This is a genomic window from Streptomyces sp. NPDC026206 (genome assembly GCF_040638465.1).
GTDB lineage: Bacteria > Actinomycetota > Actinomycetes > Streptomycetales > Streptomycetaceae > Streptomyces.
Genome location: NZ_JBEZYL010000020.1, coordinates 37,631 through 50,612, shown reverse-complemented (window position 1 = coordinate 50,612; position 12,982 = coordinate 37,631). Strand labels below are relative to the sequence as shown.

The 12,982-nt window shown below is 74.7% G+C and carries 11 protein-coding genes; 2 read left to right on the top strand and 9 right to left on the bottom strand.

All coding sequences use genetic code 11. The features are described from left to right. Together AB0F13_RS23975 and AB0F13_RS23970 are read left to right on the top strand one after the other, a co-directional pair. Positions 1-450, top strand: coding sequence for a thioesterase family protein (locus AB0F13_RS23975; RefSeq protein ID WP_362085890.1), 450 nt, complete (start codon positions 1-3; stop codon positions 448-450). After that, on the top strand, positions 447-1,196 hold the full coding sequence (locus tag AB0F13_RS23970) for a hypothetical protein (protein ID WP_362085887.1): 750 nt from the start codon (positions 447-449) through the stop codon (positions 1,194-1,196). Before AB0F13_RS23975 ends, AB0F13_RS23970 begins: the two co-directional genes overlap by 4 nt. A gap of 18 nt (positions 1,197-1,214) precedes the next feature. Here the strand turns inward: AB0F13_RS23970 and AB0F13_RS23965 are convergent, their stop codons facing one another. The 9 genes from AB0F13_RS23965 to AB0F13_RS23925 all read right to left on the bottom strand — a co-directional run bounded on the left by AB0F13_RS23965 (position 1,215) and on the right by AB0F13_RS23925 (position 12,976). Next, complete coding sequence (locus tag AB0F13_RS23965) at positions 1,215-1,619, bottom strand: globin (protein WP_362085884.1); 405 nt, start codon at positions 1,617-1,619, stop codon at positions 1,215-1,217. Positions 1,620-1,687: 68 nt separating this feature from the next. Beyond that, a complete protein-coding gene (locus tag AB0F13_RS23960; protein WP_362085881.1) occupies positions 1,688-2,689 on the bottom strand; it encodes an FHA domain-containing protein in 1,002 nt (333 codons plus the stop codon). Between the two features lie 22 nt (positions 2,690-2,711). Next, complete coding sequence (locus AB0F13_RS23955; RefSeq protein WP_362085878.1) at positions 2,712-4,076, bottom strand: VWA domain-containing protein; 1,365 nt, start codon at positions 4,074-4,076, stop codon at positions 2,712-2,714. 113 nt (positions 4,077-4,189) lie between these two features. After that, the gene (locus tag AB0F13_RS23950) at positions 4,190-5,353 is read right to left on the bottom strand and encodes a protein phosphatase 2C domain-containing protein (protein ID WP_362085877.1); all 1,164 of its coding nucleotides are present in this window, start codon (positions 5,351-5,353) and stop codon (positions 4,190-4,192) included. Between the two features lie 3 nt (positions 5,354-5,356). Continuing rightward, positions 5,357-7,948, bottom strand: coding sequence for a tetratricopeptide repeat protein (locus AB0F13_RS23945; RefSeq protein ID WP_362085874.1), 2,592 nt, complete (start codon positions 7,946-7,948; stop codon positions 5,357-5,359). Next, positions 7,945-9,270, bottom strand: coding sequence for a hypothetical protein (locus AB0F13_RS23940; RefSeq protein ID WP_362085871.1), 1,326 nt, complete (start codon positions 9,268-9,270; stop codon positions 7,945-7,947). Before AB0F13_RS23940 ends, AB0F13_RS23945 begins: the two co-directional genes overlap by 4 nt. A 120-nt stretch (positions 9,271-9,390) precedes the next feature. After that, entirely contained in the window at positions 9,391-10,341 is a 951-nt protein-coding gene (locus AB0F13_RS23935; RefSeq protein ID WP_362085868.1) for a glutamate ABC transporter substrate-binding protein, read from the bottom strand. A 17-nt stretch (positions 10,342-10,358) separates the two neighbouring features. Further along, positions 10,359-11,732 carry a hypothetical protein gene (locus AB0F13_RS23930; protein ID WP_362085865.1) on the bottom strand — a complete coding sequence of 458 codons (1,374 nt, stop codon included), beginning with the start codon at positions 11,730-11,732 and terminating at the stop codon, positions 10,359-10,361. Positions 11,733-11,992: 260 nt separating this feature from the next. Further along, positions 11,993-12,976, bottom strand: coding sequence for a BadF/BadG/BcrA/BcrD ATPase family protein (locus AB0F13_RS23925; protein ID WP_362086015.1), 984 nt, complete (start codon positions 12,974-12,976; stop codon positions 11,993-11,995). Positions 12,977-12,982: the final 6 nt, after the last annotated feature.

Genomic DNA, 12,982 nt, shown 5'->3' with positions numbered 1-12,982 from the left:
GTGGCGCGTCACCAGTACTCCTGCCCCCTGCGCTGGTCCGACATGGACGCCTACGGCCATGTCAACAACGCGGTCTTCCTGCGCTACCTCGAAGAGGCGCGCATCGACCTCATCCATCAGCTGCGGCTCAAGGCGGGCGAAGGCTCCTTCGTCGACGGCTCCGTCGTGGCCCGCCACGAGATCGACTACCTGCGTCCGCTGGTCCACCGGGCCGAGCCGGTGACCGTCGAGACGTGGGTGACCAAGGTCGGCGCCGCGTCCATGACCGTCTCCTACGAGGTCAAGGACGCGGAACAGGTCTACGTGCGGGCCAGCACCGTCGTGGTGCCCTTCGACATGGCCTCCGGGCGGCCCCGGCGGGTCACCGCCGAGGAGAAGGAACTGCTCAAGACCTTCGCCGACGAGCCGGCCGAGCCGGCCGGCTCCTCGGGGGAGGCCGTCGCCGCATGACGCAGCGGCTGTGCTTCGCCGACGCCCGGGAGGCGGCCGACATGGCCGCCTTCCTGGCCCGGCTGATCCACTACGACCGCGCCGCCGCCGTCCGGCTGCAGGCGGGCGGCGGGGTTCTCGCCGTCTTCGGCCGGCCGCCGTCCTTCGAGGTCCTCGCGATCCGTACGGCCCGGCTGGCCGACGACAGCGCGCTGGACGTCACCGTCTCGGCCGGCCGGCTCACCGACGAGCTGGACGCCGGGCGGCCCACGCCCGGCGGCGGCGTGGAGATCACCGTCCCCGAGACCGTCACCGGCCCGCCCTGGGCCGGGGTGCTGCCGCCGCGCGGCGGCTGGCAGCGGGTGGAGGACTTCCCCGGCGCGGAGGCCGTGCGCGGCGCGGTCGCCGCGGCCGTCGCGGAGTTCCGTGCCCGCGACGAGGCGCTGCCCGAGCAGCACCGCACCCGCGCCGAGCGCGAGCGGATAGGCCGGGAGATCTGGTCCCGCACCCTGGGCGGGACCGGTCTGCCCCTGCGCGCGGTGCACGCCGCCCAGGCGCTGGGCTTCCTGCGGCCCGTCCCGTCCGAGAGCGTCCCGAACGGTGCCGGCAGGCACGCATGCCGGGGCAACGGCGGCACGACCGCCCTGGCTCCCGAAGGGCCGGTCCTCTTCGCCGCGCGCGGCTGGCTGCGGCTGCGCACGCCCTACGGCTCGATCGCCGTCAGCACGGGCGGCGGCCTGCGGAATCTGACGGTCACCCCCGCGTAGCCGGCCGCCCCGGGCGCCTCACCCGTCGGTGTTGATCATGGAGGCTGCGGCATACGTCAGGTAGTTCCACAGCTGCGCCTCCAGCTCGGGCGCGAGCTCCAGCTCTTCCACGGCATCCCGCATGTGCCGCAGCCACGCGTCGTGCGCGGCGCGGTCCACGGTGAACGGCGCGTGCCGCATCCGCAGCCGCGGGTGGCCCCGGTTGTCGCTGTAGGTCCGCGGCCCGCCCCAGTACTGCATGAGGAACAGCACCAGGCGCTCCTCGGCCGGGCCCAGGTCCTCCTCCGGGTACATGGGCCGCAGCAGCGGATCCCCGGCCACGCCCTGGTAGAAGCGGTGGACCAGGCGCCGGAAGGTCTTCTCGCCGCCGACCTGCTCGTAGAAGGTCTGCTCCTGAAGCGTGCCGCGCGGAATCTCAATCACGCCTCCATGGTCTCAGACCACCCGGCCGAGGACCGGCGGCTTAGGACTCCCCCTCGCCGCCCGGCCCCTCAGCCCCGCCGGACCGTGATCGTCGTCCATGCCCCGACGTGCACTCGGTCGCCGTCCTGCAGGGTGACCGGCACGTACGGCTGGATGGGGTCCTCGCCGCCGTTGACCGTGGTGCCGTTGGTGGAGTCCTGGTCGACGACCGCCCAGCCGCCGTCCGGCTGCTGCACCAGCATCGCGTGCTGGTGCGAGACGCCCGGGTCCTCCGGCGGGCGGGAGAGGTCGATGTCGGGCGCCTCGCCCGTGCTGTGCCGGCGGCGGCCGATGGTGATCTGCTGCCCGCTGAGCGGGAACCGCAGCTCGGGGGAGTACGCGGGCAGGTTCAGCCCCGCCGCCTCCGGACCGCTGCGGTTCATCATCGCCAGGAAGTACTCCCGGTCGGGCGCGATGACCGCCACCCAGCCGGCGGCCGGTGCGGGACCGCCGGGCACGGGCTGCGGCCCTCCCTCGGCGGCGGGCCGGGTGCCCTGGTGCTCGTACGACTCGTACGGCTCGTACGGCTCGTATCCGTACCCACCGGGGGCGGCGGGCGCGGGGCCGGGCGGGGTCAGCACCCAGTCGTCCTCGCCGCCGAAGGCCTGCGGCGGGCCCTGGGGCGTCAGGGGCTCCGCGGGGCGGTTGACGCGGGAGGGGCGGGAGCCGTGGTACTCGAAGCTCTGCGGCGGCTGGGTGTGCTGCGGCGGGGGCGGCGGTGCCGACTGGAAGCCCTGCACCGGCGGGGGCGGCCCCGCGTACGGGTTCGCCGCCCGGGTCAGGAAGTTGTAGCGGCACTCCTCGCAGAAGGGAGCCTGCGCCTCGCGGGGCGTACGGCACTGCGGGCAGAGCTCCGCCTGCACCGTGGCGTCGCCTCCCGGGTAGCCGTAGCCGCCGGTGCCCGCCGTGGGCGGCGCGGAAGGCGGCGGGGGGACGGCACCGCCAGGCGTGCCCGGCCCCGGCATCCGGTGGCCGCACACCTCGCACCAGTCCTCGGTCCCCGACTGGTGGCCGTTCGGGCAGGTCGGCATGTCGGTCGATTCCCCCTCTGCGTTACTTCTTGACGCGAACGGTCTTGGTGGAACGGGTCTCCAGCGTCATCTCCGCCTCTTTCGAGACGTTCGCCTTCAGCCGCACAGTACCGTTCGCCGCGTCCACGACGTCCACCACCTTCGCGAGCAGTTTCGCGGTGGCATCGTGCCCGGAACGGCTCGCCAGTTGGACCGCACGGCCGAGCTTCGCGGTGGCCCCGTCGACGTCGCCCGCCTTGCGCAGATCCAGGCCCTGCTGGATGGCCTGGGCCAGTTCCGCCTGGCCCGTGTAGTGCGCGACCTGCGGGTTGATGGAGGTAGACGCCGTCAGGTCGTCCGTCCACACCGCCCGTACCAGCCCCTGCGCGAGCACCTGCGGCGGCGAGCCGTCCGGCGTGGGCAGGACGAGCGAGACGCGGGCGGCGAGCATCTCCTGGCCCACGCCCGCACTCGGCACCCGTATGCACACGTGGTAGTCGCGCGACTCGTCGCCCCAGGACCCGGTCGGGTAGTCGCCCGCGCGCGGCCCGGCCGCCAGCCGCTGGCCGGTCAGCTCCTCGACTGTCGGCGCGCACTGCTTGACGAACAGCACCTCGGCGCCCAGCGGGGTCCACAGCCGCAAGGAGACGTCCCCGACCTCCTTGCCCATCACGGACTCCATCATCCCCGTGAAATCCGCCGCCAGCCCGGCCGGATCGGCGACGATCTCGGCCGTGCCCAGCAGCGCCGAGGCTATCCGCATGACCTCCTTGACCTCGTAGTCCGTGCCCACGCCGCGCGCGTCGCAGGTGAAGCGGCCCGCGCACGTGTCCAGCGACGCCCGCAGCGCGTCCGCCTCCTCGTGCTCGTTGCGGCCGTCGGTGAGCAGGATGCCGTGGCGTACCGAGGCCTGCGACGAGGCGAGCAGCCGTTCGGCCAGGCGCAGCCAGGTGCCGATGGCCGTACCGCCGCCCGGGCTGAGCTTGCGCAGCGCCTCCTTGGCCTGCCCCCGGGTCATCGCGCCGGCCGCCGCGAGCCGCCCGCCGCCGGGGTAGACCTCGCGCGCCTGGTGGGTGCCGGCGACGACGGCGAAGGCGACGCCTTCGCGCAGCGCGTCGATGGCGGCCGCCGTGGCCTCCCGGGCACTGCGCATCTTGGCGGGCGGGTAGTCCATCGAGCCGGAGCAGTCGACCATGATGACGACGGCCGCGTCCGGCGCCCCGCCGCCGAGCGGAACCGACGCGGGCGACAGGGCCGGCAGGGGCGACACGGGCGTCTCCCCGGCGGCGGTGCCGCTCGCGGTGACCGTCACCACCGCGTTCACCTCGCGGCCGCCCTCGGGCAGGCTGACGTTCTGGTACACGTCGACCGAGAACCGGGGCACGCTCGGTTTGGAGAAGTTCGCCATCTGATCCGCTCCTTCGTACTCCACGTGTCACATGGGCGTGCGGTGGGGCGGACAGGCGCACGGTGCCGGGCAGTGGCGCCGCGTACGATCCCCCCGTGGACGCGCTCGTGCCGTCAGGCCGATCCTGCCCCCTCCGGACGCGCCGGGAACGGCAGTACGGCCACTGTTACGTTGTCGTGGCCCCCTCCGTCCAGGGCGTGCGTCAGCAGACGGCGTGCGCACTCCAGCGGTCGTGCGCGGGCGTCGGGCGGCACGACGGCCGCCATCTGCTCGGCGGATTCGGCGTAGTTCCACAGGCCGTCACTGCAGACGATCACCACGCCCGGCCGGTCCGGGTGGTACGAGGCGGTGTGCGGCTCGACCTCGTAGGCGTCCGCGCCGAGCCAGCCGGTGATCGCGTGGGCGCGCTCGTCCGCGTAGGCCTCGGCCTCCGACATCAGGCCCGCCGCGACCATCTGCGCGGCCCACGAGTCGTCCTCGGTGAGCCGGGCGGGCTGGGTGGCGCGGTCGTCGGGCACCCAGTAGGCGCGGCTGTCGCCGACCCAGCCGACGGTCAGCAGATCGCCCGTGATGACCGCGCTGACGATGGTGCAGGCGGGGGCGTTCTCCTGGCGGTAGCGGTCGTGCTCGCGCGGCTGGTGACCGGGCGTGACCAGGGCGACGACGGCCTCGGCGGCAGCCACGATCGCGTGGTGCGTCGCCTCCCGGGGGCCGGTGCCGCGGGCCAGTGCGTCCGTCAGGACGTCACGTGCCGCGGTGACGGCGGCGGCTGACGCCTCGTCCGGGCGCGCCGCCGACGACACGCCGTCGCTGACGACCGCGACGACGGCCGGCCGGCCGTCGGGGAGGCCCGTGGTGGACACGGCGTACGCGTCCTCGTTGCGGTGGTGGCGCAGGCCGCGGTCGCTGACCGCCGCGACGCCTGCCGACTCGTGCTCCATGTGATCCCGTTCGCGCGGCTGTGCATGTCCGCAGTGTTCGCAGTACCCGTCGTTGTCGATCATGCCCGACCGGCAGACCGCACAGGTCCTGCCGGCGCCCTCGCAGGATGGCGACTGCGCCGGTACGCCACCGGCCGGCGGGGCGGGGCGGTAGTCGTCCGCGCCCCGCCCCGCGGGTGTGTCCGGCTGCCGCCACCCGTTGTCGGACCGCGCCCGGACGGGCGCGGGCGGGACCACCGAGAGATCCGCTCCGCAGCCTCCGCAGAAGTTGTCGGCCGGCTCCAGCGGCTCGTGACAGACGGGGCACGCCGTCAGCTGTGGGGGCAGTTGCGACATCGATCACACCCATGTCCTGGGGCGGTAACGGTTGGCCCGCTCCACCAGTTCGATCCGTTCCTCACCGCGCTGGGCCAGGCGCGCGAGCACGCGGTACGAGCGCTCCAGCCCGAACCTCAGCCCCCGCTCGTCCAGCGCGCTGCCGAGCAGCACGGCCGGGCCCGGCGGCCCGGCGGTGCCGTCCGGCGCCCCCCGGCCGCCGGCGAGCACCCAGTCCAGCGCGGTGCCCAGCACCTCCGCCGACAGCCGCTCGCGCCGCACCGCGTCCAGCCCGAAGTCCGCGAGCCGCTCCACCTGTCCGGCGGCGGCCCGCAGGTCCGCCAGCAGCGGATCGTGCGGGGAGCGCTGCCGCAGCCGGGCCCGTACCGCTGCGACCCGCGCCGCCGTGTAGTGAATGGAGGCTTCCGGTACGGACTCCAGCGCCCGCACCGCGCCCTCGCGGTCGCCCGCGGCCAGCCGCACCCGGGCCAGGGCGAAGGCGGCGCTGACGAAGCTCGGGTCCGTGGCCCACACCAGACGGTAGTACTCGGCGGCGTTGTCCAGCTGTCCGAGCACCTCCGCGCACACGCCGAGCGCCAGCTTCGGCGCGGGCTCGCCGGGGAACGCGTCGTAGACGGCGTCGAAGGACAGCGCGGCCCGCTCGTGGTCGCCGGTGGCCAGCGCGTGCAGGCCCCGGTACCAGATGGTGCGCCAGTCGTCGGGCCGCGCGGCCTCCAGCGCGGTGACCGCCTGCCCCGCCGGGCCGTCCTCGCCGAGCTCCAGCTGGGCCCGTACGCGGCGCAGCCGCAGCTCCGGGGAGTCGGACGGCGCCGCCTGCAGGGCGGTGTACAGCTCGTTGGGCTGGGAGGCGAGCAGGCCCGCGAGGAAGCCCGCGTTGGGATCGGCCGCGTCGATGCGGGGCAGCGGCAGGGCCAGGGCGGTGGCGCGGGCATCGAGCGGGGCGACGGCGGCCACGGCCGGCCTGCCACCGGCCGGCTGGGCCGGAATCAGGGCCGGGGCGGATCCCTTGGTCCTCCTGCCGCTCGGGCGGCCCGTCTCCCGGGCACCCAGCGCCGAGACGTCGTCGGTGCCCGCCGCGAAGAGCACGGTGTCCACCACCCGCGGCTCCGGTCCGAGCAGCGTGGAGACCGCCGGCCGCGGCGAGCCCGTCTGCAGCGCCACGATCTCCCGCAGCACGCCCGTCAGCTGGTCCGCCATCTCGTCGGCGGAGGCGAAGCGGCGCGCCGGATCGGGGTCGGTGGCCCGTACGAGCAGCCGGTAGAAGGACTCGTAGCGGGAGAAGACGTCGATGTTCTCCGGGTCGGGCAGGCTGTCCGAGAAGACGTTCGTGTAGCCCTGGAAGTCGAAGGTGAGCACGGCGAGCGTGCGCGCCACCGTGTACAGGTCGGAGGCGACGGACGGGCCCACCTCCCCGACCTCGGGGGCCTGGTAGCCGACCGTGCCGTAGATGGGGCTGTCGTGGTCGTCCATCCGGCGGACCGCGCCCATGTCGATGAGCTTGAGCCGGTCCTGCTGCTGGATGGCGTTGTCGACCTTGAAGTCGCAGTACAGCAGGTTGCGGCTGTGCAGGTGGGCGAGCGCCTCCAGCGCCTCGATGCCGTACGCGCACGCCCGCTCCACCGGCAGCGGGTCCCGGCGCCCGTCCGGCCTGCGCCGCTCGTTGGCGATCTCCTTGAGCGACTTGCCGCCGACGTACTCCATGACGATGTAGCCGTCGAGGCTGCCGGTGCGCTGGTCGAGGTGCTCGACGAAGTTGTAGATGCGGACGATGTTCGCGTGCTCGATCTCCGCGAGGAAGCGCCGCTCGGAGACGGCGGCCGCCAGCGCGTCCTCGTCCCCCGTGTCCAGCAGGCCCTTCAGGACCACCCACCGGTCGGAGACCGCGCGGTCGATCGCCAGGTAGATCCAGCCGAGGCCGCCGTGCGCGAGACAGCCCGCCACCTCGTACTGGCCGTGCACCACATCGCCCGGGTGCAGCTTCGGCACGAAGGAGTAGGGGTGGCCGCACTTGGTGCAGAAGCCCTCCGTGCGTCCGGGCCGGTCGGCGCGCGAACGCCCCACGGGCGCGCCGCAGTCGCTCCTGCTGCAGAACCGCTTGCGCTCGGGCACCTCCGGGTTCTCCAGCACCGCCGAGCGCGGCTCGGGGCGGGGCACGCCGGGCACGCTGACCAGGCCCGCGCCGAGTCTGTTGCGCCCGGAGGAGGCAGCGCTCGAGGGCCGGCTGCGCACCGACACCGACGGCGCCGCGGTGCCCTCGGAGCCGCCGGTCAGGGACCGCGACAGCCGCCCCGACACCGACCGGCGGGACGACGACGAGCGCGAGGAGGACGAGCGTGAGGAGCGCGACGAGGAACGGGAGGAGCCCGACGAAGACCCTGACGCGGACCCTGAGGAGGGCCCCGGGCCGGATCCCGGCACGGACCCGGCGCAGCCGTCCCTGCCGCCCGCGCGGGTGACCCCTGTCGCCGGCGAGGAGACCTGCCCGCCCGGTGAGACGACCGGGGCGAGCCCGCACGTGTCGCAGTACAGCTCGCCGCTGCCGACGTCCTCGTACGAGCCGGCGCACTCCGGCCGCTGGCAGCTGGTGCCGGTCATGGTTCCCCCCTGCGGTCGGCGGTGCCCGGAACGGCGGATCCGGCGGCCGGCGGGGCCAGGGCCCCGGCCAGGGCCTGCTGGAAGCGCAGGACGGCCTGTTCCGCGGCGAACAGGTCACAGGGCGCGCTCCACAGCATCCGCCGCGCCGTGTCGTACCGCTCGATGACGAAGGCGTCCTCCGCCAGCCCGAGCCGGGACGCCTTCGCCTTGTACGCGTCGAGGCGGCCGCGCAGCTCGGCCCGCACCGCCAGGGGCGCGGTCACCGCCGTCAGCGATTCGCGGGCGCGCAGCAGCTCCTCCTCGGCACGCTGCTCCAGTCCCTCCAGGAGCGGGGAGAGCCGGTGCCACTGCGCCCGTCTGCGGTGCTCGGAGGCCACCGACAGCTGTTCGTAGAGCACGGTCGGCGGGCCGGAGACGGCGGGCACCTCGGATGCGGCGATCTTCGAGAGGACCTCGACGCGGGCCTGCCGGGCCTCGCCCAGGGTGCGGTCGGCGCGCGAGAGCAGGTCGCGTACGCGCATCAGCCGCTGCTCGGCGTCCTGGCGCACGTCCAGGACGGCCTCCACCTCCCGCCGCACCTCGTCGAGGGCGCGGGCGGCGCGGTCGTAGCGGCCGGTGTCGGGGCGGCCGTCGCCGGGCGCGGAGCTGGGGGAGGGGCCGCTCCAGAAGACGAGCGGATCCGATATCACCTCGCACCGCAGGGCGGCCAGCTCGTGGGCGATCTGCTCCAGGTCGTCGCCCGCGGGGTGCTCGCCGGGGCGCACGCCCACCGAGTGGGCCAGGGCCCGGGTGCGCTGCAGCTCGGCGCCGAGCAGGTCGATGCGGGCGGGCAGCGCGGACCAGACGGCGTCGGCCATGACCACCACGTCCAGGGCCTGGGCGTACCAGCCGTTCATCCGGTCGACGAGGTCCTGCAGGCTCAGCCGCTCGCTGAGCCGGGCCGGGCCGCCCAGGGCCGTCAGGGTGGCGGTCGGCGGGCCGGCGGGCAGGGTCAGGGCGGTGCCGCGCAGCAGGCCGGTGAGCTCGGACAGTTCGCCCGGGGTGGGCCAGCGGCGCCGGGCGCGCAGCTCACGGGCCGCCTCCAGCGCGTCGGTGTAGGCGTCGAAGTACACCCACAGCTGGGTGATGAGCGCTTCGGTGACCGCCCACCGGTTCTTGGTGGCGCCGGTCAGCTCCGCGCCCTCCAGCAGGCGCCTGCCGGCGTGGTCCTGGAGGGCGAGCAGCGAGGACTCGACGGCCTCGTGCTCCGCGCCGAGCCCGGCCAGCGCACGGTCCACCTCCTCGCGGCTCAAGGCCGGCCCGGTGGGCCCTGCGACCGCCATCGATCCCCTCTCCTGTGCGCGGCGCGCGCCGCGCACGAACGCTGTGAACGGTAGTCCTTGCCGGTCCCGGTGCCGGGTACCCCGTCAGCTCTCGGTGTGCTGCCAGCCCTTCGTGTCCCGTCAGTCCTTGTACTTCGGTTCCGGCGGGGCGGTGATGCCCCTGAGGCCGTGCTCCAGCCACTTGCGGTAGGCCTGCATCCAGGCACTCTGGTCGCCGCCCCGGCGGTAGTCGTCCAGTACTGCGTTGACCCGGCGTACCAGGTCCGTGTCCTTGAGGTTCATCGCCACGCCGTAGGACTCGGTGGTGAACGGTTTGCCGACGAGTCGCACGGACGGGTCCTGGGCCGCCTGTCCGGCGGCCAGGGCGCTGTCGGTGATCACCGCGTCGACCTGTCCCAGCTGGAGCCGCACGAGGCAGTCGAGCTGATTGGGGACGGTCAGCACGGAGGCGCCGTGCGACTCGCTCTTCAGCTCGCTCTCGCCCGTGGATCCTTTGGCCGTACAGACTTTCTTCCCCTTCAAGGTGTCGTCGAACGCCGTGACCGGTGAACCCTCGGGGACCAGCACCTGCTGGCCGGCCTCGAAGTAGGCCGTGGAGAAGGCGACTTGCCGGATCCGGTCACAGTTGATGGTCATCGTGCGCGCGATGATGTCCACCTTGCCCTTTTCCAGGGCGGGTATGCGCTGGTTCGTGGGGATCGCCAGAAAGGTGACCTTGTCGGGGTCGCCGAGGACGGCCTTGGCGATGGCCCGCACGAGGTCGATGTCGAAGCCGCTGAGCTCACGGGTGGCCGGGTTGCGGTACCCCCAGCGGTAGCTGTTCTGGTCGACGCCGGCGATGAGGCGGCCGCGGCTCTTGATGCGCTGCACGGCCGGCCCGTCGGCCGTCGACGGCCGCAGGCTCGCCTCCGGCGTGGTGCAGGCGGCCGGAGCCCTGACGGCCGTCGCCGGCGGTGCGGCTGTGTGCTGCGCCGCGGAGGACGGCGACAGCGCCGTCACGGCCGCGACAGCCACCGTGCACAGGGCGGCGGCGGCCGCTGCCCCGAACCTCTTGCCGGCCCGCCCGCGCATCTGCCCGCCTCCCTCTGTCACCGGTACTCCGAGAGCCTGCGCCCGATGCCGAGCGCCGCGCCCGCGGCGCCCAGCACGGCCAGCACGACGGCACCGGCGGCCAGGCCCGCCAGGGCGCCGCGCCCGTCGTCGGCCGACCGCCGGAACTCGCGCTGTTCGTGGGCCAGGGCCTGGCGCAGCCCGGTGTCCACCCGGTCGAACGACTCGCCGGTGCTGCTCCTCTCGCCGATCACCTTCGGCAGCGCCCGCTCGTAGTACCCGTTGTCGTCCAGGGCGCGGGCGTCGTGGTGCCGCTGCTGCCACTGCCGTACGTTCTCGATGGCCGAGGCCACCGGCTCGCCGCCCGCGGTGCCGTCCGCCAGCGACCGCGCCCGGTCCAGCAGACTGCCCCGGGCCGGGCCGCCGGCAAAGGCGCCGTCGCCCCCGACGAGCTTGCGCATGCCCGCCCCGTAGCTCGCCTCGTACGCGTCGGAGCCCTGCGGCGTGAGTACGGCGCCACGTGCCACGAGGGTCAGGCTCTCGTCGCCCCGCGCCTGGAGGGCGGCGATCCGGGCCTCGTTGAGCACCTGGAGGGACCTGGCCCCGTGCTCGTAGGAGTCGGTCATGCCCGCCCGGGCCAGGCCGTGCCCCACGGCCAGCCACAGCAGCAGCACCGTGGCGGCGGCGGTCGAGGCCAGCAGGCCGTGGTTGAGGACGCGGTGGGTGCGCAGGTAGTTGCGGCGCTGCGCCCAGCCCAGCGCGCCGAGGGCCGCCACCCCGGTGGCGAACGCCGCCCACGGCAGTGCCTTGGCGTCGCCGTAGTCGGAGCCGAGCCGGCCGGTCTCGGTCTCGTACAGCGCGCGGGCGGCGGGCAGCAGCTCCTCGCGCATCCGATCGCTGGCGTAGCGCAGATAGGCGCCGCCCAGCGGCAGGCCTTGCCGGTTGTTGACGCGGGCGGACTCCACGAGGCCGGTGTAGACGGGAAGTTGCTCGTTGAGCCGGGCTATCTGCCGGCCCGCCGGGTCCGTGGGGTCGGCGTTGGCGGCTGCCTTCACCAGCAGTTGCGAGGCGAGGGAGATGTCCTTCTCGTATCGCTGCCGGACCGTCCGGGGCTCCTGCCCGCCGGCGAGGAAGCCGCCCGCGGCGGCGGTGTCGGCGTCGGCGAGGGAGCGGTAGATGTCGGCGGCGTCCGCGCTCAGCGGCTGGCTGTGGCCGACGACGGCGTCCGCGGCCGCGGACCGGTCACTGACCTGCCAGGCGGTGACCGCCCCGAACACCACCAGCAGCGCCGCCAGTACGGCTCCGATGATGCGCAGCCTGCCCGGCTCGGTCGTGGCCGCGGCTCTCAGTCGCTCCAGACCCTCGTGCCACGCGGTGCGCCGCGCGGCCGGGTCCGGCTGCGGTTGTGACACGTGACCCCCCCCTTGGTCGCCGGCGGCGGCCCGTCACCCCCGGGAACGACGGGGAACAGGTGCCCGGCCAGCAGTATGGCCGCAGGGACTGACAAACACACCCATCGTGCCTTGATCTTGTTCGGAGCGCGATCCTCGCCGGGTGTTCGTGCCGGCCTTCCCTCCCCTCCACGTGCGACAGTGCCGGTTCGGTTCCCGTACGACCCGAAGTGCCCGGAAAACCGAGGGGCGGCCGGATCCCGCCGCCCCCGGGAGCCGGGTCACGCCCGCGCGTAGTGAGCGCGCAACCGCGCGTACGCGGCGGGCGCCGCCCCGGCGCGGTCGAACGCCAGCAGCGCGGCGCCCAGCACGGGCGGCGCCGTGACCACGCACGGCACGGCCCGGGGGGCGCGGACGGCGAGCAGTTCCACCACCCGCTCGTGCAGCAGCGGGTGGCGGGCCGCCAGCACACCGCCGCCCAGGACCACCGGTACGTCCGCGTCCAGCAGGTCCAGCCGGGCCAGGGCGGCCGCCGCCATGCCGACGACCTCATCCGCCTGCCGCTCGACGATCGCACGGGCCACCGCGTCGCCGGCGGCGGCCACGGCGAAGAGCACCGGGGTCAGCTCATGGCGGCGCTGCCGCTCGATCCGCCCCAGGTGCAGGGCCTCGATCAGCTCCAGCATGGTGCGCAGCCCGAAGTGGGCGGGCAGCTCCCGCGCGAGGGCCGTCGGCCCGCCGCGCCCGTCCTCCGCCCGCGCCGCCCACCACAGCGCCTCCTCGGCCAGGTGCCCGCCGCCGCCCCAGTCGCCGGAGATCCGGCCGACCGCGGCGAAGCGGGCGGTGCGGCCGCCCGGCGCCAGTCCCGAGCAGTTGATGCCCGCGCCGCACACCACGGCGACGCCCGCCGGCTCGCCCTCGTCGGGCAGGCCCGCGCGCAGCAGCGCGAAGGTGTCGTTGACCACCTCGACGGTGGGGGAGACGGCGGCGGCCCGGTTCCGGCGTGAGAGCTCGGCCGACAGCCGCTCCTCCTCCACCGGGAAGTCGGCGTTGGCCAGACAGGCCGAGACGTGCCCGATGCGCAGGGGCGGCCGGAGCTCGCCCAGCGCTTCGGCCTCCGCCTCGGCGGCGAGCGACTGCAGTACGTCGACGGCGGGTTCGACGCCCACCGCCTGCGGCTGGAAGCCACCGCCGCGGGCCGTGCCGTACACCGTGCCGTCGGAGCCGACGACGGCCACGTCGGTCTTGCTGTTGCCGGCGTCCATCGCCAC